Consider the following 20,177-nt stretch of genomic DNA (forward strand, 5'->3'; position numbering starts at 1 on the left):
GGCGGGGTCTCCCCCGCCGGGCGCCGGTGCGTCCAGGTCCGGCACCATTGACAGACCGAGCGCTCGGTTTCACTCTGGGGAGGTGGCAGGCACCGGCGTCCCCACCGCCCTCCTCTTCTCCCTCGCGCGCGACGACGGCCCGCTGGAGGTGGAGGTCGAGCCCCGCGGCCACCGCGCGCGGGTGCGGCTGCGGCGCGGCGGCGAGCTGCTCGGCGAGCGCACCGGCCTGGGTGTCGCGACCCTCCCGCTGCCCAGCGGCGAGGGCAGCCGGCGGCCGCGGGTGGTCGTGCGCCTGCTGGGGCACGGCGATCCGCTGGAGGTCGTCCTCGTCGAGCCGGGCCCGCTGCGCCCGGTCCGCACGCCGTTCGAGCCGCCGCCGGGCACCACGGCCGCCCGCTGGCACGCTTGGCAGCGCCGCCACCCCGCGCTGTGGGCCTCGCGGCACGTCGTCCTGGCCGTCGGCGAGGTCGCGCTGGTGCTGCTGGGCGCCGCCGCGTTCGTGCAGCTCGTCCTGCGGCGGGCGTCGGCCTGGCTGCGCGAGCAGCTGCCCCACCTCGACCTGCCGGGCATCCCCTGGCCCGACTGGGACCTGCCGGGCATCCCGTGGCCGGACTGGGACCTGCCGGGCATCCCGTGGCCGGACTGGGACCTGCCGGACCTGCACGCCCCGGCGTGGCTGCTCGCCGTGCTCGCCACCGCGAAGGCCTGGGTCCCGGTCCTGATCGCCCTGGCCGTCGCGGTGCGCGAGGTGCGCCGCCGGCGGGCCGGTGCGGGCGGCGGCGGCAGTGGCTGCGATGCTGCCGGGCGGGCCGACCCGCCCGCGGGCACCCGCGACGGCCGGCCGCAGCAGGACCGTGAGGACGAGCACGAGCACGAGGAGCCGGGTGCGCACCGTCGACCCTGAGCAGCACCGCCGGCGGCGGCACGAGATCGTCGAGGCCGCGGTGGAGCTGTTCGCCCGCAAGGGCCTGGAGGCGACGACCACCGCGGACATCTGCCGGGCCGCCGGCATCAGCACCGGCCGGCTCTTCCACTACTTCCCCTCCAAGCAGGCCGTCTTCCACGCCCTCTTCGAGCTCGACCGCGAGGAGCAGGACGCCGCGCTGGCGCACGCCGCCGCGGACCCCGACCCCTGGCGGGGCCTGACGGCCGTCGTCGAGCACATCGCGGCCGAGACCGCCTCCCCGCTCGTGGCGGGGCTGTTCGTCGAGGTCGTCACCCAGGCCCACCGGGACCCGGTGGTCACCCGGCTCGTCGCCGAGGGCGACCAGCGGCTGGTCGAGGCCGTGGGCGCCCTCGTCGAGCGGCTGACCGCCGCCGGCCGCGCCGACCCGGGGATGGCGCCGCGGGAGGCCGCGCGCTGGGTGCTGACGCTGGCGGAGAGCTTCTACGGCCGCGGCTACCCCGAGCCCGGGCGCGACCGGGACGCGGACCTGGCGACCGTGCTGGAGCTGGTCGCGCGGGTGCTGCGCCTGGACGCCGCCCGCCCCGCCCCCTAACCCGCCAGGCGCTGCGGCGGCACCCCGGCGGGCACGGCCCGCCCGCGCTGGGCGAGGGCGGTCAGGACGAGGTCGGCGGGGTCGGGGCACACGTCCTGGCGCGCCTCCAGCCAGCCGAGCAGGCCGTCGGGGCGGTTGGTGATGACACCGTCGACGCCCGCGTCCACCAGCGCCCGCCACAGCACGGACTCGTCCACGGTCCAGGCCCATACCGCCAGCCCGGCGGCGTGCAGCTCGGCCACCGCGGCCGGCCGCGCCGCCAGCGAGGCCACGTCGGGGTTGCAGGCGACGACGCCGAGGTCGCGGCGCAGGGCGCGCCCCTGCGCGAGGGCGTCGGGCCCCAGCGCGTCGAGCAGGACCGCGCGCCGCACCTGCGGGGCGAGCTGCTGCACGGTCGCCAGCGTGCTCGTCTCGAAGCTCTGCAGCACGACCTGCTCGAGGGCGCCGGCGCGGCGGACCTCCCGCAGCACCCCCGCGACCTGCGCGGTGTCCCAGGTGCCCTTCAGCTCCAGCAGCAGCTGGGCACCGGGGTGCTCGGTGAGCAGGTCCAGCAGGTCCGCCAGCAGCGGGACGCGCTGGTCGCGGTAGGCCGCGGAGAACCACGAACCGGCGTCCAGGCGGGCCAGCTCGGCGGCGCCGAGGTCGGCGACCCGGCCGCTGCCGGCCGTGGTGGCGTCGACGTCGGCGTCGTGGATGAGGGCGGCGGAGCCGTCGGCGGTGGGGTGCAGGTCGGTCTCGACCATGTGGGCACCGCAGCGCAGCGCGGCCTCGAAGGCGGCGAGCGTGTTCTCGGGCGCCACGGAGGAGTACCCGCGGTGGGCGATGACGAGGGGCGAGCCCTGCGCGACGGGCTGGGCGACGGGCTGGGTGTCGATGCTCACCAGGGGTCTCCACCCTGCTCGGCTCGGGTGCCGGGACTGCCCCGGCGCGTGCTCCAGGAACGCTTCGGCAGCTCGGGCCGCCGGCTGGAGCGCGCGCCGGGGACTTCTCAGCCCTCGGCGGCGGAGACGTCGATCAGCACCTTGCCGACCACGCCGCCCTCGACGGCCTCGTGGGCGGCGGCGGTCCGCTCCAGCGGGAAGCGCAGCAGCGGCAGGCCGTGCTCCTCCCCCACCGGCAGCGCACCGTCGCGCAGGGCGGCGGTGACGTCCTGCGCGGCGGCGGCCAGGTTCTGCGCGCCCATCGTGTACATGAGGATGAACTGCAGCCGGGTGTTGAGGACCATGTTCGCCCGGATGTCCACGCGCACGTCGTCGCCGCCGTCGTTGGCGTAGCTGGCGACCACCCCGCGCGGGCGCAGCACGGCCTGGTCCAGCTCCAGGTTCTGCGCGAGCGCCACCTCGACGACGACGTCCACGCCGTCGGGGGCGACCTCGCGGATCGCGGCGGCCGGGTCGCCCTCGCGGTAGTTGACGACGTGGTGCGCGCCGGCGGCGGTGGCCAGCGCGGCCTTCCGCGGGCCGCTGACGGTGGTGACGACGGTGGCGCCCGCCCAGCGGGCGAGCTGGATCGCGGCGTGCCCGACGGCCCCGGCACCACCGGAGACCAGGACGGTGCGGCCGGCCAGGGCGCCCGGCGCCAGCCGGCGGGGGCCGTCCTCGTCGAGGGTGAGGGCGCGGTGCGCGGTGACGGCCGGGACGCCCAGCGAGGCGCCGACGTCGAAGGGGACCCCGTCCGGCAGCGGCGCCACGCGCTCGGCGGGCAGCACGGTGAACTCCTGCGCGGTGCCGGTGGGGCGCTGCTGGGCGGCCATGACGGTCCACACCCGGTCCCCCACCGCCAGGGCGCTCACGCCCTCGCCGACGGCGTCGACGACCCCGGCGCCGTCCTGGTTCGGGGTGACCTCGGGGAACGGGGCGGGCTGCCCGTCGCCGGCGCCGCGCCGGGACTTCCAGTCGGTGGGGTTGACGCCGGAGACGACCACGCGCACGCGGACCTCCCCGGGCCCGGGCTCGGGCACGTCGCGCTCGACCAGCCGCAGGACGTCGGCGGGTCCGGTCTCGGAGTACACGATGGACTTCACGTCGGCGCCAACCCGGCCCGGGCCCCGCCGATTCCGCCGCGGCTCCCGGGTGGCGGAACGGCCAGGACGTCCTACCCTTCGGCTCGGGCACCGCCCACCGCACGTCCGCCCGGCTCCCGCGGGCCTCCCGCCGGACCCTCGCGGACCCGGTCGAGCACCGGCGCACGGGGCGGGTGCCCGGTCCCGACGACGTGCTCGAGGAGGTTCTCGTGTTCGACGCACCGGCGGCCGGCGTGGTCCTGGCCGCCCTCCTGGTCCTCGCCACCGCGGTGGCCGCTCTCGTGGCGCTGCTGCTCGTCGCGGCGATCGGCGTCGCGCTGACCGGTCTGGTGGTGGTGGGGCTGGTCCAGGCCGCGGTCTGGGCGGACCTGGCGCTGGCGCGCCGGCGGACGCGGCCGCAGCAGGCGGGCGCGGGCTCGCCGGCCGCGGCCGGGCCGGCGCTGCCCGGGCCGCTCCGGTTGCCCCGCGCCCGCCGGGCGTTCGAGGCGGTGCACGCGGGCCACCGCTGACGCGGCCCCGGACGGGGCGCGGTGCGCCGCCGGGGCCACCCGCTCACGCGCCGTCGGCGGTGAGCAGGTCGCGGCGGCGCAGCAGCGGCTCGACGGCCGCGTCGCGGCCCCGGAAGGCGCGGTAGGCCTCCAGCGGGTCGACGCTGCCGCCGCGCGCGAGCAGCGTGCGGCGGAAGTGCTCGCCGTTCTCCCGGCGCAGCCCGCCGTTCTCGGCGAACCACTCCACGGTGTCGGCGTCGAGGACCTCGCTCCACACGTAGGAGTAGTAGGCGGCCGCGTAGCCGCCGCCGAAGACGTGGTGGAAGTAGGTGCTGCGGTAGCGCGGCGGCACGGTCTCCAGCGCCACGCCCGCCTCGGCCAGCGCCTGCGCCTCGAAGCGGGCGACGTCCTCGGGCCCGGCGCCCTCCAGCGCGCCGGGGGCCAGGCGGTGCCAGGCCTGGTCCAGCAGCGCGGCCGCCAGGTACTCGGTGGTGGCGAAGCCCTGGCCGTGGGTGCGCGCGGCGCGCAGGCCCTCGACGGCACCCGCCGGCAGCGGCTCGCCGGTCTCCACGTGGCGGGCGTAGCGGGCCAGGACGTCCGGCTCGAAGGCCCAGAACTCGTTGACCTGGGAGGGGAACTCGACGAAGTCGCGCGGCACGCTCGTGCCGGAGAAGCGCGGGAAGCGCACGTCGGACAGCAGCCCGTGCAGGGCGTGGCCGAACTCGTGGAACAGCGTCTCCACCTCGTCCACGCTCAGCAGCGCCGGGTCGCCGGGTGCGGGCGGCGCCACGTTGAGGCAGTTGACGACGACCGGCCGCTCGCCCAGCAGCCGGGACTGCTCCACGAAGGAGCTCATCCAGGCGCCGCCGCGCTTGGAGGGGCGCGCGAACGCGTCGAGGAGGTACAGCCCCAGCGGCCCGGAGGAGTCGGCCACCTCGAAGGCGCGCACGCCGGCGGAGAAGACGGGCAGGTCGGTGCGCTCGGCGAAGGTCAGCCCGTAGAGCGCGGTCGCGGTGGCGAAGACGCCGTCGACGAGCACCCGGTCCAGCGCGAACCACGGGCGCAGCGCCTCGGCGTCGACGGCGAACCGCTCGCGGCGCAGCCGCTCGTCGTAGTGCGCCCAGTCCCACGGCTGCAGCGGCGCCTCCTCGCCGTCGGCCAGCAGCAGCTCGGTGAGCTCGGCGGCCTCGCGCCGCGCGTTCGCGACGGCCGCGGGCGCCAGCCGGCGCAGCATCCCCACCGCCGCCTCGACGCTGCCGGCGGTCTCGTCGGCCACGACCCAGCCGGCGTGGTCGGGGAAGCCCAGCAGGGCGGCCCGCTCGGCGCGCAGCGCGGCGATGCGCTGCAGCAGCGCGCGGGTGTCGTGCTCGCCGCCGCGCCCGCCGCGGGCCACCGACGCCTCGTGCACGCGCCGGCGGGTCTCCCGGCGGCGCAGCGCCTCCAGCACCGGCTGCCCCGTGGGCAGCACGAGCGGGAGCAGGTACCCGCCGCGCTCGCCGGCCGCCGCGGCGGCCCGGGCCAGCTCCGCCGCGGACAGCCCCTCCAGCTCGCCGGCGTCCTCGACGTGGACGGCGAGGTCGTTGGTGTCGGCGAGCAGCTCGACGTCGAAGCGGGTGGTGAGCGCGGACAGCTGCGCGTTGAGCTCGCGCAGCCGCTCGCGGCCGGCCTCGTCCAGCAGCGCCCCGGAGCGCTCGGCATCGCGGTGCAGCCGCTCCAGCAGGCGGCGCTGCTCGGGCCCGAGGCCGGCGGGCGGGTCCTCGTGCAGGCGCCGCACCCGCTGCACCAGGCGCGGGTCCAGCCGCACGGCGTCGTGGTGGGCGGCCAGCCGGGGGGCGAACTCCTCCTGGAGCGCGCGCAGGTCGTCGTCGGCGTCGGTGCCCACGAGGTTGGCGAAGACCGCCTCGGCCCGGCCCAGCAACCGCCCGCTGGACTCCAGCGCGTCGAGGAACCCCTCCGCGTCCAGGTCGCGCCCGAGCAGCTCGTCCAGCTCGGCCAGGTGCTCGGCCATCCCCGCCTCGAAGGCGGGGGCGTAGTGCTCGGCGCGGATCCGGTCGAAGGGCGGCAGGGCGAAGGGCAGGTCGCTGGGTGCCGCGAAGGGGTTGGCCGGGTCGAGGGCGCTCATGTCCCGATGCTGCCGCACCGCGCGGTGCGCGGCAGCACCGGACGCGTCCGCCACGTGCACGGGACCTGCTCAGGAAAGGCTCACCATGCTCGCAAGCGGTCCACAGCTGTTCACCTGCGCGCTGACCGCAGTCCACCGGAGCGGGGACTGCGGTTCCCTACGGTCCGCGGGTGAGACCGGTTCCCGGTCGCACCCCCCGCGCCTCGAGCCACCAGGAGATCCCCGTGACCGCCACGGCCGACCACCGCCCGATGCTGCCCCTGCTGCCCTACGCCCCCGCCGGCCGCCGCAGCCCCATGACGTGCCACTACCGCTGCGCGACCTCGTGCGCGCAGCCCGTGCCCAACCGCTCCGGCAACGCCTACTTCGGCGACGTGGTGCGCTCCGCGGTCTCCCGCCGCGGCGTGCTGGCCGGCCTGGTCGGCCTGGGCGTCACCGGCGCCGCCCTGGCGCAGGCCGACACCGCGAGCGCCAGCGCGTTCGGCGGCGGCGGCGACGTGAACCTGCTCGCCGACCCGTTCGACCCCGGCCACGCCGTGGACTTCGACGTCATCGCGCCGGTGCCGGCGGAGGTGGACTCCTTCGACGTCCCCGCGGGCTGGACCTGGGCGCCGCTGATCTCCTGGGGCGACCCGATCCTGCCCGGCGCTCCGGACTTCGACTTCGAGAACCAGACCTCGCAGGCGCAGCTGGGTCAGTTCGGCTACAACAACGACTACACCACCATCGTCCCGATGCAGGACCCGAACCGGGCGCTGCTGGTGTGCAACAACGAGTACACCAACGAGGAACTGATGTTCCGCGACTGGACCGACGCGGAGAGCGCCACGGACGAGCAGCTGCTCATCTCGCTGGCCGCGCACGGCATGTCGGTCGTGGAGCTGCGCCGGGCGGACCAGGACTCCCCGTGGGCGTACGTGCGCGGCTCGGAGTTCAACCGCCGCATCACCCCGATGACCCCGATGGAGTTCACCGGCCCCGCCGCCGGTGCGAAGGCGCTGCGCACCAAGGCCGACCCGGCGGGGCGCACGCCGGTCGGGACCTTCGGCAACTGCGCCGGCGGCACGACGCCGTGGGGCACGGTGCTCTCCGGCGAGGAGAACTTCAACGGCTACTTCACCTCCCCCGAGACGCCCGGCGGGCAGAGCGACCGCTACAGCGTCTACGGCAGCGCCGGTCGCGCCTGGGAGCGGATCGACGAGCGCTTCAGCGCCGAGAAGGAGCCGAACGAGGCGAACCGCTTCGGCTGGATCGTCGAGGTGGACCCGCACGACCCGACCTCCACGCCGCGCAAGCACACCGCCATGGGGCGCATGAAGCACGAGGGCGCCACCATCTCCCTGGCCGCCGACGGCCGCGCCGTCTCGTACATGGGCGACGACGAGCGCTTCGAGTACCTGTACAAGTTCATCTCCAAGCGCAAGTACCGCGAGGGCGACCGCAAGCACAACATGCGGCTGCTGGAGGACGGCGACCTGTACGTCGCCGTCTTCGAGGGCGACGGCATCGACGACGAGCGCTACGACGGCCGCGGGCGCTGGGTGCAGCTCACCCGCGACGGCCGCTCCGTCGTGCCCGGCATGTCGATCGACCAGGTGCTGGTGAACACCCGCGCCGCCGCCGACGTCGTGGGCGCCACCAAGATGGACCGCCCCGAGGACGTCGAGCGCAACCCCGTCAACGGCCGCGTGTACGTGGCGTGCACCAACAACACCCAGCGCGGCACCCTGGGCAAGCCCGGCGTCGACGAGGCGAACCCGCGCCCGCTCAACAAGGACGGGCACGTCGTCGAGATCGTCGAGGCGCGCGACGACGCGGCGGCGACGGAGTTCTTCTGGAACCTCGTGCTCGTCTGCGGCGACCCGGAGGACCAGAGCACCTACTTCGGCGGCTTCGACCCCGCGCAGGTGTCGCCGATCTCCTGCCCGGACAACGTGGCGTTCGACAGCACGGGCAACCTGTGGATCTCCACGGACGGCAACACGCTGGGCGCCAACGACGGCCTGTACGAGGTCGTCGTCGACGGCCCGAACCGCGGCCAGGTGCGCCAGTTCCTCTCGGTGCCGACCGGCGCGGAGACCTGCGGGCCGGTCATCGCCGAGGACGGCCGCACGGTGTTCGTCGCGGTGCAGCACCCCGGTGAGGTCGACACCGCGACCATCGACGCCCCGGCGTCCACCTTCCCCTACGACGGCACGGGCCAGCCGCGCCCGTCGGTCGTGCAGGTGCGCCGGGCCTGAGGCCCCGGCGCCCGCTCAGCCGCCGGGCCGGACCAGCCGCGTCAGCAGCCGGTCCAGCTCGGCGGCCGGGTCGGCGGTGAGACCGCAGTGCACCGGTGAGGTCTGCACGACGGTCGAGCGCGGCGCGACCAGCCAGCGGAACCGGGCGCCCTTGGCCTCCGCACCGGCCGCGCCCGCGGAGGCCGCCCCCGCGCAGACGGCCTCCAGGGCCAGCACGTGCCGGGCCACCGCCTCGACGTCCAGCCCGGGCGCGAAGGCGCGCAGCCGCTCGGGGTCCAGGGCGGTGCGGGCGGCCAGGTGCTCCAGGGGCCGGCACCACAGCACGACACCGGCGTTGAGGAACTCCCCGCGGTCCACGCGGGGCACCACCCGCACCACGGCGTACTCGAATACCTGCAGCTGCTCAGCCACGGGGCGCCTCCCGCTGCACGCGCGCCAGCTCCGCGACCCACGGCCGCGGCCCGGCCAGCCGCGCGGCGAACCAGTCCAGGTAGGCCTGCCGGACCTGCTCGGCGCCCTCGAAGCCGGGCTCGCCCTCCAGCCAGCCCTCGGGCACCTCGTCGACGGCGGCCCGCAGCACCGCGGGGGTCAGGGCCGCGGCGCAGGCCGCGTCGACCTCCCCGACGTCGCCGGCGACGGGCAGCAGCAGGTGGTCCTCGGCGTGGCGCAGCGGGCGGGCGGCGCTGGCCGCGGCCCGCGCCCAGTCGTGGTGGAAGTACAGGGCGGCGCCGTGGTCGATCAGCCAGGGCCGCCCGCCCCACCACAGCGCGTTGGGGTTGCGCCAGGAGCGGTCGACGTTGAGCACGAGGGCGTCGAACCACAGCACCCGCGCCGCCCAGACCGGCTCCACGGGGTCCACCGCGGGGTCGAAGCTCAGCGCACCGGGCAGGAAGTCCATGCCCAGGTTGTCGCCCGGTGAGCGCAGCAGCAGGTCCTGCACCTCCTCGTCGGGCTCACCGCGGCCGATGACGGGGTCGACGGCCGCCACGACGAGCTCGGGCACCGCCAGGCCCAGCGCGGCGGCCAGGCGGGCGGCGAGGACCTCGGCGACGAGCACCCGCCGGCCCTGCCCGGCGCCGTGGAACTTCACGACGTAGGTGCCCAGGTCGTCGGCCTCGCACAGCCCCGGCAGGCTCCCGCCCTCCCGCAGCGGCGCGACGTAGCGGGTCGCGGTCACGGAGCGCAGCACGCCCGCGATCCTGCCACCCCTCCCGCAGGGCCGGCTCCGGGCGCGTCCCCAGCCGCCTCCCAGGAAGGCGTCGCAGACTGGCGCCGTGAGATCCGTGAGCACCTCCCCGGAGGCCCGGCTGCTCGTCGTCGACGACGAGCCGAGCATCCGCGAACTGCTGGCCACCAGCCTGCGCTTCACCGGCTTCGAGGTCGCCTCGGCCGCCGACGGCGCGGAGGCGCTGAAGCTGGCCGAGGACTTCCGGCCCGACCTCGTCGTCCTGGACGTCATGCTCCCCGACCTCGACGGCTTCACCGTCACCCGCAAGCTGCGCGAGCGCGGCCGGCCCGTGCCGGTCCTCTTCCTCACCGCGCGCGACGACACCGCCGACAAGGTGGCCGGGCTGACCGTCGGCGGCGACGACTACGTGACCAAGCCGTTCAGCCTGGAGGAGGTCGTCGCGCGCATCCGCGCGGTGCTGCGGCGCACCGGCGGCGCGAGCGGTCCCGACACCGGCCGGCTGGTCTTCCACGACCTGGAGCTGGACGAGGACTCCCACGAGGTGCGCCGCGCCGGGCGCGTGGTGGAGCTGTCCCCCACCGAGTTCAAGCTGCTGCGCTACCTCATGCTCAACCCCCAGCGGGTGCTCTCGAAGGCGCAGATCCTCGACCACGTGTGGGACTACGACTTCAACGGCGAGGCCGGGATCGTGGAGTCCTACATCTCCTACCTGCGCCGCAAGCTGGACACCGAGGGGCTGGAACCGCTCATCCACACCAAGCGCGGTGTCGGCTACGTGCTGCGCGCACCGCACGCGGCGGGATGAGGGGTGGGGCGCGGCGCCTGAGCGCCGCGGCCGGCGGGCTGCGCGCCCGGGCCCTGGCGGCCGAGTCGCGCCTGCCGCTGCGGGTGCGCCTGCTCGTCATCGTCGTGGCGCTGCTGCTGACGGTGACGGGAGTGACGAGCCTGGTCTCGCTGCACCTGCTGAAGGACAACCTGCGCGCGCAGGTCGACGAGGAGCTGCAGCACAAGGGGGCGAGGGCCATCACGGCCGCGCTGCCGCAGTTCAGCCGGTCCGGCGGCGACGCGCTGCTGCTCAGCGACTACTACGTCGCCTTCGCCGACAGCGACGGGAGCGTGTGGCGCACCGCGTGCAGCCGGGACACCGGGGGCTGCGCGAGCGGGCCCCGGCTGCCCGCGCTCACCGACGCCGTCGTCGACGCGCACGGGGGCGAGCCGTTCACCGTCCGCGACAGCGAGGGCGGGGACCCGTGGCGGGTGCTGCTGGTGACCGCCAGCGACGCACCGGTCAACGTCGCGGTGGCGCTGCCGCTGTCGGGCACCAACCGCACGGTCGCCGACTACCGCGCGGTGGCCCTGGTGGTCGGCGCGGCCGTGCTCGCGGCCGGTGCGGCCGCCGCCGCGCTGGCCGTCCGGCGCAGCTTCCGGCCGCTGGACGACATCGAGCGCACGGCGTCGGCGATCGCGGCCGGCGACCTGTCGCAGCGGGTGCCGGACGCCCCCCCGGGCACCGAGATCGGCCGGCTGTCGACGGCGCTGAACGCGATGCTGGCCCGCATCGAGACCTCCTTCCGCGCCCAGCAGCGCTCCGAGGAGCAGATGCGCCGCTTCGTGGCCGACGCCAGCCACGAGCTGCGCACGCCGCTGGCGGCCATCCGCGGCTTCGCCGAGCTGCACCGCCAGGGCGCGGTGCGCGAACCGGAGGACGTCGCGCACGTCATGCGGCGCATCGAGGGCGAGTCGACGCGGCTGGGGCGCCTCGTGGAGGACCTGCTGGCGCTGGCCCGCCTGGACGAGGCGCAGCACCGGCGCAGCACCGCCCGCGAGCTCGTCGACCTGGCCGTCGTCGCCTCCGACGCCGTGCACGACGCCCGCGCGCTGGACCCCGCGCGCACGGTGCGCCTGGTGGGGATCAGCGACGCCGTGGGCCCGGGCTCGGCACCCGTGCTGGCCGACGAGTCCGGGATGCGGCAGGTGCTGACGAACCTGCTGGCGAACGCGCTGCACCACACGCCCGCGGGCACGCCGGTGGAGGTCGCGGTCGGCGCCGCGCAGGGGCCCTCGGGGCCGGAGTCGGTGGTGGAGGTCCGCGACCACGGCCCGGGGCTGACCCCCGAGCAGGCGGAGAGGGTCTTCGAGCGCTTCTACCGCGTCGACGCCTCCCGCCGGCGCGGCACCGGCGGCGGTTCGGGGCTGGGCCTGGCGATCGTGGCCACCATCGTGCAGGTGCACGGCGGCACGGTCGCCGTGGCGCCCACCCCGGGCGGCGGGGCGACGTTCCGGGTGCGCTTCCGCGCCGCGGACCCCGCGGGCGGTGCCCCGGCCGACGACGCCACCGCCGACGACCCGGCCGGTGGCGCCCCCGCGCCGACCGGGATTCACAGGTAGGTCCCAGCCGTCTCCGGGCCGTCCTGCAGCGCGGTGGCCGTCACTGGAGGTGTGCACGCGGCGCCTGCCGCGCAGGACGACCGCAGACGATCTCGACGCCCCGAGAGGTGAGCAGGATGAACCGACCCGACGAGCGAGGCCCCGTGTCGACGCAGGCCCGCAGCGACGACGGCACCGCCCGCGGTGCGGACTCCCCCACCGCACCGGTGACGTGGGACCGGCAGCGCGGCGGCCACGACCTCCCGCAGGAGCAGGGCCACGGCCCGGCGCACGGGCAGGGCTGGGAGCAGGGCTGGGGCCAGGGGTACGGGCAGGGCTGGGGGCAGCAGCACGACCCGTGGGCCGTCCCCGGCGGGCCGACGCCGCCCGGCGGCTCCGACGACGGGCACGGCGGCGGGGGCGGGGGCAGGCGCGGGCCGCGGCGCAGCCCCGGCTGGTTCGGCGTCGCCGGCGCGGCGATCGCGAGCGCGGTCGCGGCCAGCGCCCTCACCGCGGGCCTGGTCGGCGCCTTCGGCCAGGACACCTCCGGCGCGGGGCCGGCGGGGACCTCCTCGTCGGCGAGCTCGGGCAGCGCGCAGGTGCAGGGCGTCAGCGAGACGACGGTCAACTGGCAGGGCGTCGTGAGCGCGGTCGCGCCGAGCGTGGTCTCGGTCACCGTGGCCTCCGGCGCCGGTGAGGCCGAGGGGTCGGGCATCGTCTACGACTCCGCGGGGCACGTGGTGACCAACAACCACGTCGTCACCGGCGCCGGCAGCGGCGCGACGATCACCGTGACGCTCTCCGACGGCCGCGAGTACCGGGCGGGCGTCGTCGGCACCGACCCGGCCACCGACCTCGCGGTGATCCAGCTGGAGGACCCGCCCAGCGACCTGCAGCCCGCGACCTTCGCCGACTCCGACGACGTCGTCGCCGGGCAGGCGGTGATGGCGCTGGGCAACCCGCTGGGGCTGTCGGGCAGCGCGACGACGGGCATCGTCTCCGCGGTGGACCGCCCGGTGCTCACCACGAGCGAGCAGCCGCAGGCGCAGGACCCCTTCGGCCAGCAGTTCGGGCAGCAGCAGACGACGGGCGAGACGGCCGCCACCAACGCCATCCAGACCGACGCCGCCATCAACCCGGGCAACTCCGGCGGGGCGCTGCTGGACTCCTCCGGGCGCGTCGTCGGGGTCAACTCCTCGATCGCCTCGCTGAGCTCCAGCGCCTCCTCCAGCCAGTCCGGCAGCATCGGCCTGGGCTTCGCCATCCCCTCCAACGAGGTGAAGATGATCGCCGACCAGCTGGTGGACGGCGGGAAGGCCCAGCACGCCTGGCTGGGCGTCACCCTGGCCCAGGAGGCGGCGACGGTGACCGTCGACGGCGCCGGCCGCCAGGGCGCCCAGGTCGCGCAGGTGCAGGCGGGCACCCCGGCCGCGGACGCCGGGCTGCAGGCCGGTGACGTCGTCACGGCGGTCGACGGGCAGGCCACCGACGGCTACGAGTCGCTGACCGCCACGATCCGCGGCAAGGCCGTGGGCAGCACCGTGGAGCTGACGGTCGTGCGCGACGGGCAGGAGCAGGTGCTGCGGGCGACGCTCACGGCGCGCGACGAGGGCTGACCCCCGGCTGCGCGCTGCGCGGGGGCCCCGCACCGTCCGCGGTGCGGGGCCCCCGCGCGTGCGGCTCAGGGCAGCAGCGGGACCCACCACGCCCCGGCCGGGACGGCGGCCCAGCGGCCCACCGCCGGGGCGGGGGCGCCGGTGTCCTGCCACAGGCCCTCGTGGGTGACCGCGGTGCCGGTGGCGGTGCGCCGCCACCGGCGGCGGAAGCCCAGGGCCCGCCCCCGCGGCGCGGGCAGGGCGGGCAGGTCGCCGTCGGCGGCCAGCAGGACGCGCTCGCCCTCGAGCACGAGGAGGCGGTGCCCGGCGTGCGGGGCGGGCACCGCGTCGGCGCGCACGACGTCGACCCGCCCGCCCCCGGCCGTCGGCGCGCTGGCCAGGACCTTCTCCCCGCGCCGCTTGGGGGTGCGCAGCCCGGCGGCGCGCAGGCGCGCCAGCAGCTCGCGGGTGCTGACCCGCTGGGCACCGGCGGCGACGGCGCGCTCGACGAGGTCGGCGGGGACGTCGTAGTGGTCGCCCTCGAAGGAGCGCCGGGGCAGGCCGAGGGCGGCGGCGAAGGCGTGCAGCTCCTCGGTGGAGGTGTCGCTGGCCAGGTGCGCCCACCACCGCCCGTGCGCGGGGTAGCGCGGGGTGTCGACGAGGACGCTCACGCGCGGGCCGCCGCGGTCTCCCCGGGTGCCGTTCCCGGCCGGCGGGACGGCGGGGCTGTGGACACCGGTGGATCCTCTCGCGCGCTGGGGTTGGCTGCCGACCCAGGAGGGCCGGTGCGGCCCACGGGCACCGCGGGCGCTCCCGCGGGGAGGAGAGGATCCCATGAGCAGGTTCGAGGTCGACAGCGCGCGCGTGGCGCAGGCCAGCGGTGCGGTGGCCGCCTCGGCGGGCAACATCGCCGCCGAGGTCGAGGGGATGGTGCGCCACCTGCTCGACCTGGAGTCGTGCTGGAAGGGTCAGGCGGCCAGCGGGTTCCAGGCGCTGTCGGCGCAGTGGCGCGCCACCCAGGACCGCGTGCGGGTCTCGCTGGAGGACATCCAGCGGGCGCTGGAGCAGGCCGGGCGCCAGTACGCCGACGTCGAGGCCGCCAACGCGCGGATGTTCAGCGCCTGAGGGAGGCTGCGCGAACGTCGAAGGCCCCGCCGCAGCGGGGCCTTCGACGTGGGACCGGCGCTCCGGTCGTGCTCCGGTCCTGCTCCCGCGCGCTCAGGCTGCGCGGGACAGCGTCGGGACCTGCTGCACCGCGGGGATGCTCCAGCGCATCTCCAGGTGCACGCGGCCGGACGTGTCGCGGACCTGCACCCAGTGGGCCGTGGGGACGGACTCTGCGGCCGTCGCCTTGTGGATGTTCATGTGCCACCTCCTGTTCAACTTCCGTTAACCTTAGCCTGCGCCTTCCCGATCGGCCAGTCAAGCCACGCACTGACCTGGAGTGACGCAGCACACACCCAGCGCTGCTGCCGCACCGCCGGGCGCGGCCACCGGACCACGCGCTTACCCTGATCGCGTGACGACCGTCTCCCTCGGGGTGCCAGGCATCCGGCGCCCGAGCGCCGCCGAGGGGGCCGGCGACCCCCGCTTCGGCGCGGGACCGCTGCTGGACCGCCACGGCCGCACCGCCCGCGACCTGCGGGTGTCGCTGACCGACCGCTGCAACCTGCGCTGCCACTACTGCATGCCGCCCGAGGGCCTGCCCTGGCTGGAGCAGCCCGCCGTCCTCGACGACGAGGAGGTCGTGCGCCTGGTCACCCTCGCCGTGCGCGACCTCGGCGTGCGCGAGGTGCGCTTCACCGGCGGTGAGCCGCTGCTGCGCAAGGGGCTGGAGCGCATCGTCGCGGCCACCACGGCGCTGCGCACCGAGGACGGCGCCCCCGTGAGCACGTCGCTGACGACCAACGGCATCGGCCTGGCCCGCCGGGCGGACGCGCTCGCGGCCGCGGGCCTGCGCCGCGTCAACGTCTCCCTGGACACCCTGCGCGCCGACCGCTTCGCCGCCATCACCCGCCGCGACCGGCACGCCGACGTCCTCGCGGGGATCGAGGCCGCCGCCCGCGCCGGGCTGGCCCCGGTGAAGGTGAACGCGGTGCTGCTGCGCGGCACCAACGACGACGAGGCCGCCGACCTGCTGCGCTGGGCGCTGACCGGCGGCTACCGGCTGCGCTTCATCGAGCAGATGCCGCTGGACCCGCACGGCACCTGGCGCCGCGAGGACATGGTCACCGCCGAGGAGGTCCTCGCCGCGCTGCGGGCCGAGTTCGAGCTCGTCCCCCGCCCCGGCGCGGCGCGCGGCGCCGCCCCGGCCGAGACCTGGGACGTCACCGGTCCCGGCGGGCTGCGCGGCGACGTGGGCGTCATCGCCTCGGTGACGCGCCCCTTCTGCGGCGACTGCGACCGCACGCGGCTGACGGCCGACGGGCAGGTGCGCACCTGCCTGTTCTCCACCTCCGAGACCGACCTGCGCGACGCGCTGCGCGCCGGGGCCGACGACGCCGCCCTGGCGCGCCGCTGGCGCGCGGCGATGTGGGGCAAGCTGCCCGGCCACGACATCGACGACCCCGGGTTCCTGCACCCCACCCTCACCATCAGGTCGATGGGTTGTTTAGGGTTTCCACACCACCACTACCTCGTGCTCTTCGGCGCCGGCGCGCCCCCGGCCCCCGGCGCGGAGGAGGAGCGCCTCCCCCTGCCCGCCGGGGGCGACCTGGGGGCGCTGCTGGAGGTCCTCGCCGCGCGCGGCCCGCGGCTGGAGCGGGTGCTGGGCGCCTCCACGTTCCTGCTCGACGGCGTGGCCGCGCGCCGCGAGGACCCGCTGCCCGCCGGCGCCGTCGTCGACGTGCTGCCGCCCTTCGCCGGCGGCTGACCCCGCCGGCACCGCGTCCTCAGCCGAAGGGCGCGGGGTCGAACGTGCCGTTGCGGCGGCGGAACTCCTCGGCCGTGTCCGGCCACAGCAGCGTCAGCCGGCCGCTGCGCGCGTCCACGTACCAGCTGGAGCAGCCGCCGCGCAGCCACACCGAGTCCCGCGCCATCCGGTCGATGTCGGCCGTGTACGCGGCCTGCGCGCCGGCGCCGACCTCCAGGACGCCACCGGTGCGCGCGAGGTGGTCCAGCGCCCCGAGCAGGTAGCCGATCTGGCTCTCGATGACGTGCACCGCGGAGTTGTGCCCCAGGCTGGCGTTCGGGCCGTCGAGCACGAACGCGTTGGGGAACCCGTGCACGACCGTCGAGGCGTGCGAGACCATCCCCGCCGACCACGCCTGCTCCAGCGTCCCGGTCCGCCCCACGACGCGCCGGGCGTACGGCTGGCGGGTGGAGGAGAAGCCCGTCGCGAGCACGAGGACGTCCACCTCGTGGCGGGAACCGTCCGCGCCGACCGCCGTGCGGCCCTCCAGCCGCTCCAGCGCCGCGGGGACCAGCGCCACCCCGGGCCGCTGCAGGGCGGGGTAGAACTCGTCCGAGAGCAGCACCCGCTTGCAGCCGACCTCGTAGTCGGGGGTGAGCGCCGCCCGCAGCGCCGGGTCGGCCACCTGCGCGGCGAGGTGGGCCAGCGCGCGCCCGCGCAGCGCGGCCACCGCCGCGGGCACCGCACGGCGCGCCTCGATGCCCTGCTCCATCTGCGCGAACACCTCCGCGCGCTCGGCGGCCGCCCGCCCGGGGTCGGCGGCGAACGCCGCGCGCTCGGCCGGCGAGTAGGCGCGGTCCCCGCGCGGGACCACCCACGGCGCGCTGCGCTGGAACACCGTCAGCGCCGCCGCCCGCTCGGCCAGGCGCGGCACGACCTGCACGGCCGAGGCCCCGGTGCCCACGACCGCGACCCGGCGGCCCGCCGGGTCCACCCCGTGGTCCCAGCGGGCGGTGTGGAAGACCGGGCCGTCGAAGCCCGCCAGACCCGGCAGGTCCGGCAGCCGGGGTTCGGTCAGCCGCCCGGCGGCCAGCACGAGGACCCGCGCGCGCACCGGGCCGGTGCTCGTCACCAGGTGCCAGCGGGACCCCGCCGCGTCCCAGCGCGCCTGCAGCACCTCGGTGCGCAGCCGCAGGTGCGCCGCGACCTCGCGGGCGCACGCGCGCAGGTACTCCTGCACCTCGTGACCCGGGGCGAAGACGTGCGTCCAGCGCGCGGAGGGGGCGAAGGAGAACGAGTACAGCTGCGAGGGGACGTCGCAGGCCACCCCCGGGTAGGTGTTGTCGCGCCAGGTGCCGCCGACGTCGTCGCCGCGCTCGAGCACGACGAACGACTCCCGCCCGCGCCGGGCCAGCCGCAGCGCCGTCCCGATCCCGGCGAACCCCGCGCCGACCACCGCGACGTCCACGTCCAGACCCGCGCCACCCCCCGCGCCACCGCCCGCGTCGTCCCGCGCGGGTGCCGCCCCGCTCACACCGGCAACGGGACGGGGTCGCCGTAGCGGGTGGTGCGCTGGCGCGGCACCCGCCCCAGCCGGGCGGCCAGCGCCTCGACGTCCTCGCGCGACAGCGCGCTGCCGGCCTCCTGACCGGCGGCCGGGTCCAGCGCGCCGTCGAGCAGCAGCCCACCGGCGTCGTCGGCCCCGCCGCGCAGCACCACCTCGCTCAGCTCCAGGCCCAGCTTGGGCCAGGCGGCCTGCACGTGGTCGATGCGCCCGTCCAGCAGCAGCCGCGCCACCGCGTGCACGGCGCGCGTCTCGCGCACCGACGGGCCGCGGCGGGCCCCCGCCGGCAGCGGCTGCGGCAGCGTCCCGGCGGCGGCGGTGAACGGCATGGGGATGAACTCGGTGAACCCGCCGGTGCGCTCGGCGGTGCGCGCCAGCAGGCGCAGGTGCGCGACCTGCTGGGCCGCGGTCTCGACGTGGCCGTAGACCATCGTGGCCGTCGAGGTCAGCCCGACCTCGTGGGCGGTGGTGACCAGCTCCAGCCAGCGCGCGACCGGCAGGTCGGGGCGGCCGCCGTTGAGCGCGGTGCGCACGCCGTCGTCGAGGACCTTCGCCGCGGTGCCGGGCACGGAACCGAGCCCGGCCTCGCGGGCCCGCTGCAGGAACGCGCGGGGGGTGGTGCCCGCCCGCTGCGCGGCGGCGGCCACCTCGGCGGGGCGGAAGGCGTGCACGTGCACGCCGGGCACGGCCTGCGCGACGGTGCGCACCAGGTCCAGGGCGCCGTCGGCGGGGGCACCGGGCGGCAGCGGTCCCTGCAGGCAGACCTCCGTGGCCCCCAGCCGGGCGGCCTCGACGACCAGGGCGCGCACGTGGGCGCGGCTGGCCGGTGTCCCCGCGCCGACCCGGGCGGGGTCGAGGTTGCGGTTGACGACGAAGGTCAGCGCGTCGCCGACGCGCTCGCGGCGGCGGGCGTCGGCGATCGCGGCGAGCTCGTCGAGGTCGTCGCCGTCGGCGGCCAGCAGGGCCTCGGCGTCGTCGTCGCTCAGCTGCTGCGGGTCGGCCGCGGCCACCTGCAGGGCGGCGCGGACGCGGGCGGGGTCGGGCACCGCCCGAGGCTAGCCCTCAGGGGCAGGCGACCCACTCGGAGGTGCCGTCGGTGAAGCGCTGGTGCTTCCAGACCGGCAGCTGCGCCTTCACCTCGTCGACCAGGCGCGCGCACGCGGCGAACGCCTCGCCGCGGTGGGCGGCCGAGACCGCCACCGCGAGGGCGACGTCGCCGATCGCCAGGTGCCCCAGGCGGTGGCTGACCGCCACGGCGTCCACGGCGGCCCCGGCGGTGACCTCGGCGACGACGCGGGCCAGCACGTCGGCCGCCGAGGGGTGCCCGGTGTACTCCAGCTCCCGCACGCCGCGGCCGTGGTCGTGGTCGCGCACCACCCCGGCGAAGGTGACGACGGCACCCGCGGCGGCGTCGTCCACGAGCGCGGCGTGCTCGGCGACGTCGAGCGCGGCGGTGGTCACCGCGGTGCGCACCACGCGGCGGCCGGGTGCGGTGCGCCGGGAGGTGTCGGCAGGGCCGTCGGTGCGTGCGGTGCTCACGCCGACGAGGGTAGGTGCTGCACCGCCCGGCGGCGTGGGGGAGACTCCCCCGGTGACGCACGTGAGCGGCTGGCGGGTCGTCGTCCCCGTCAAGGGCGGGGACGAGGCCAAGTCCCGCCTGGCGCTGCCGGCGCCGGCGCGGCGCGCGCTGGCGACGGCGATGGCGCTGGACTGCCTGGAGGCCGCGCTCGCCACGGCCGGGGTGGACTGCGTCGTCTGCGTCAGCGACGACCCGGTGATCGCGCGGCTGGCCCGCGGGGTGGGTGCGGCGACGGCCGCGGCGGGCCGCCCCGGCCTGGCGGCCGCCGTGGACGCCGGGCTGGCCGTCCTGGCCCCCGGTCCCGCGGCCGTGCTGCTGGGGGACCTGCCGGCGCTGCGCCCCGAGGAGCTGGAGCGGGCGCTGGCCGCCGCCGCGGCCTGCCCCGTCCCGGTGGTGGTGGCCGACGCCGACGGCGGGGGCAGCGTGCTCGTCGCCGACCGCGACGGCCGGCCGCCGCACCGCTTCGGGCCCTCCTCGGCCCGCGCCCACGTCGCGGCCGGGGCGCGGGCGCTGCCCGCCGCCGGGCCGACCCGGCTGCCGAGCCTGCGCCGCGACGTGGACACCCTCGACGCGCTCGCCGAGGCGCTCGCCCTCGGCGTCGGCGCCCGCACCCGCGCCGCGCTGGCCGAGACCGCCGTCGCGCTCCCCTGACCCGGAAGG

20 protein-coding genes and 1 pseudogene are annotated in these 20,177 nt (G+C 77.1%); 11 read left to right on the forward strand and 10 right to left on the reverse strand.

The features are described 5' to 3' along the window. Window positions 1–82: 82 nt before the first annotated feature. The gene (locus ACRYM2_RS12625; protein ID WP_432522738.1) at window positions 83–904 is read left to right on the forward strand and encodes a hypothetical protein; all 822 of its coding nucleotides are present in this window, start codon (window positions 83–85) and stop codon (window positions 902–904) included. Beyond that, window positions 885–1,499, forward strand: a complete 615-nt coding sequence (locus ACRYM2_RS12630; protein WP_432522739.1) for a TetR/AcrR family transcriptional regulator — start codon at window positions 885–887, stop codon at window positions 1,497–1,499. Before ACRYM2_RS12625 ends, ACRYM2_RS12630 begins: the two co-directional genes overlap by 20 nt. On the opposite strand, the gene ACRYM2_RS12635 is transcribed toward ACRYM2_RS12630, so the two are convergent. Together ACRYM2_RS12635 and ACRYM2_RS12640 are read right to left on the reverse strand one after the other, a co-directional pair. After that, window positions 1,496–2,380: a glycerophosphodiester phosphodiesterase gene (locus ACRYM2_RS12635; protein ID WP_432522740.1), complete on the reverse strand. Its 885-nt coding sequence runs from the start codon at window positions 2,378–2,380 to the stop codon at window positions 1,496–1,498. The genes ACRYM2_RS12630 and ACRYM2_RS12635 overlap by 4 nt on opposite strands. 107 nt (window positions 2,381–2,487) lie before the next feature. Beyond that, window positions 2,488–3,522: an NADPH:quinone reductase gene (locus ACRYM2_RS12640; protein ID WP_432522741.1), complete on the reverse strand. Its 1,035-nt coding sequence runs from the start codon at window positions 3,520–3,522 to the stop codon at window positions 2,488–2,490. A 209-nt stretch (window positions 3,523–3,731) separates the two neighbouring features. On the opposite strand from ACRYM2_RS12640, the gene ACRYM2_RS12645 reads away from it, so the two are divergent. Next, window positions 3,732–4,031, forward strand: coding sequence for a hypothetical protein (locus ACRYM2_RS12645; RefSeq protein ID WP_432522742.1), 300 nt, complete (start codon window positions 3,732–3,734; stop codon window positions 4,029–4,031). A gap of 43 nt (window positions 4,032–4,074) precedes the next feature. On the opposite strand, the gene ACRYM2_RS12650 is transcribed toward ACRYM2_RS12645, so the two are convergent. After that, on the reverse strand, window positions 4,075–6,132 hold the full coding sequence (locus ACRYM2_RS12650; RefSeq protein ID WP_432522743.1) for a M3 family metallopeptidase: 2,058 nt from the start codon (window positions 6,130–6,132) through the stop codon (window positions 4,075–4,077). Between the two features lie 251 nt (window positions 6,133–6,383). Here ACRYM2_RS12650 and ACRYM2_RS12655 point away from each other — a divergent pair, with 251 nt between their 5' ends. Beyond that, a complete protein-coding gene (locus ACRYM2_RS12655) occupies window positions 6,384–8,372 on the forward strand; it encodes a PhoX family protein (protein WP_432522774.1) in 1,989 nt (662 codons plus the stop codon). A 15-nt stretch (window positions 8,373–8,387) separates the two neighbouring features. On the opposite strand, the gene ACRYM2_RS12660 is transcribed toward ACRYM2_RS12655, so the two are convergent. Next, on the reverse strand, window positions 8,388–8,783 hold the full coding sequence (locus ACRYM2_RS12660) for a DUF3037 domain-containing protein (protein ID WP_432522744.1): 396 nt from the start codon (window positions 8,781–8,783) through the stop codon (window positions 8,388–8,390). Then, window positions 8,776–9,561: a HipA family kinase gene (locus ACRYM2_RS12665; protein ID WP_432522745.1), complete on the reverse strand. Its 786-nt coding sequence runs from the start codon at window positions 9,559–9,561 to the stop codon at window positions 8,776–8,778. The genes ACRYM2_RS12660 and ACRYM2_RS12665 overlap by 8 nt, the downstream gene beginning before the upstream one ends. 85 nt (window positions 9,562–9,646) lie before the next feature. On the opposite strand from ACRYM2_RS12665, the gene ACRYM2_RS12670 reads away from it, so the two are divergent. The 3 genes from ACRYM2_RS12670 to ACRYM2_RS12680 all read left to right on the forward strand — a co-directional run bounded on the left by ACRYM2_RS12670 (window position 9,647) and on the right by ACRYM2_RS12680 (window position 13,544). Then, on the forward strand, window positions 9,647–10,366 hold the full coding sequence (locus ACRYM2_RS12670; RefSeq protein ID WP_432522746.1) for a response regulator transcription factor: 720 nt from the start codon (window positions 9,647–9,649) through the stop codon (window positions 10,364–10,366). Then, window positions 10,363–11,949 (forward strand): sensor histidine kinase, encoded by a 1,587-nt coding sequence (locus tag ACRYM2_RS12675; protein WP_432522747.1) that lies wholly within the window; start codon window positions 10,363–10,365, stop codon window positions 11,947–11,949. The genes ACRYM2_RS12670 and ACRYM2_RS12675 overlap by 4 nt, the downstream gene beginning before the upstream one ends. Before the next feature lie 143 nt (window positions 11,950–12,092). After that, window positions 12,093–13,544 (forward strand): S1C family serine protease, encoded by a 1,452-nt coding sequence (locus ACRYM2_RS12680; protein ID WP_432522748.1) that lies wholly within the window; start codon window positions 12,093–12,095, stop codon window positions 13,542–13,544. Window positions 13,545–13,609: 65 nt separating this feature from the next. Here ACRYM2_RS12680 and ACRYM2_RS12685 read toward each other — a convergent pair whose 3' ends face one another. Continuing rightward, window positions 13,610–14,194: a DUF4031 domain-containing protein gene (locus tag ACRYM2_RS12685; RefSeq protein WP_432522749.1), complete on the reverse strand. Its 585-nt coding sequence runs from the start codon at window positions 14,192–14,194 to the stop codon at window positions 13,610–13,612. A gap of 163 nt (window positions 14,195–14,357) precedes the next feature. Between ACRYM2_RS12685 and ACRYM2_RS12690 the strand changes: the two genes are divergently transcribed. Continuing rightward, a complete protein-coding gene (locus ACRYM2_RS12690; RefSeq protein WP_166615408.1) occupies window positions 14,358–14,648 on the forward strand; it encodes a WXG100 family type VII secretion target in 291 nt (96 codons plus the stop codon). 93 nt (window positions 14,649–14,741) lie between these two features. Here the strand turns inward: ACRYM2_RS12690 and ACRYM2_RS12695 are convergent, their stop codons facing one another. Continuing rightward, window positions 14,742–14,888, reverse strand: coding sequence for a hypothetical protein (locus tag ACRYM2_RS12695; protein WP_432522750.1), 147 nt, complete (start codon window positions 14,886–14,888; stop codon window positions 14,742–14,744). 184 nt (window positions 14,889–15,072) lie between these two features. Between ACRYM2_RS12695 and moaA the strand changes: the two are divergent. After that, a pseudogene (moaA, locus tag ACRYM2_RS12700) lies at window positions 15,073–16,131 on the forward strand (GTP 3',8-cyclase MoaA); the annotation flags it as partial. Beyond that, a complete protein-coding gene (locus tag ACRYM2_RS12705; RefSeq protein WP_432522775.1) occupies window positions 16,126–16,395 on the forward strand; it encodes a MoaD/ThiS family protein in 270 nt (89 codons plus the stop codon). The pseudogene moaA and the gene ACRYM2_RS12705, both read left to right, overlap by 6 nt. Before the next feature lie 19 nt (window positions 16,396–16,414). Here ACRYM2_RS12705 and ACRYM2_RS12710 read toward each other — a convergent pair whose 3' ends face one another. The 3 genes from ACRYM2_RS12710 to ACRYM2_RS12720 form a co-directional block, all read right to left on the reverse strand. Beyond that, entirely contained in the window at window positions 16,415–17,842 is a 1,428-nt protein-coding gene (locus ACRYM2_RS12710) for a flavin-containing monooxygenase (protein ID WP_432522751.1), read from the reverse strand. A gap of 62 nt (window positions 17,843–17,904) precedes the next feature. Then, window positions 17,905–18,984 carry an FO synthase gene (locus ACRYM2_RS12715; protein WP_432522752.1) on the reverse strand — a complete coding sequence of 360 codons (1,080 nt, stop codon included), beginning with the start codon at window positions 18,982–18,984 and terminating at the stop codon, window positions 17,905–17,907. A 16-nt stretch (window positions 18,985–19,000) separates the two neighbouring features. Then, window positions 19,001–19,477, reverse strand: coding sequence for a molybdenum cofactor biosynthesis protein MoaE (locus tag ACRYM2_RS12720; RefSeq protein ID WP_432522753.1), 477 nt, complete (start codon window positions 19,475–19,477; stop codon window positions 19,001–19,003). Window positions 19,478–19,529: 52 nt separating this feature from the next. On the opposite strand from ACRYM2_RS12720, the gene cofC reads away from it, so the two are divergent. After that, entirely contained in the window at window positions 19,530–20,168 is a 639-nt protein-coding gene (cofC, locus tag ACRYM2_RS12725; protein WP_432522754.1) for a 2-phospho-L-lactate guanylyltransferase, read from the forward strand. Window positions 20,169–20,177 lie beyond the last annotated feature (9 nt).

This window comes from Kineococcus aridisoli (assembly GCF_050871885.1).
Lineage (GTDB): Bacteria > Actinomycetota > Actinomycetes > Actinomycetales > Kineococcaceae > Kineococcus.

Bases quoted from the DNA above. Each gene is read 5' to 3' on its own strand.
- ACRYM2_RS12650 (WP_432522743.1), bottom strand. From the start codon at position 6,132: ATGAGCGCCCTCGACCCGGCCAACCCCTTCGCGGCACCCAGCGACCTG.
- ACRYM2_RS12655 (WP_432522774.1), top strand. From the start codon at position 6,384: ATGCTGCCCCTGCTGCCCTACGCCCCCGCCGGCCGCCGCAGCCCCATG.
- ACRYM2_RS12675 (WP_432522747.1), top strand. From the start codon at position 10,363: ATGAGGGGTGGGGCGCGGCGCCTGAGCGCCGCGGCCGGCGGGCTGCGC.
- ACRYM2_RS12690 (WP_166615408.1), top strand. From the start codon at position 14,358: ATGAGCAGGTTCGAGGTCGACAGCGCGCGCGTGGCGCAGGCCAGCGGT.
- ACRYM2_RS12695 (WP_432522750.1), bottom strand. From the start codon at position 14,888: ATGAACATCCACAAGGCGACGGCCGCAGAGTCCGTCCCCACGGCCCAC.
- ACRYM2_RS12705 (WP_432522775.1), top strand. From the start codon at position 16,126: ATGGGTTGTTTAGGGTTTCCACACCACCACTACCTCGTGCTCTTCGGC.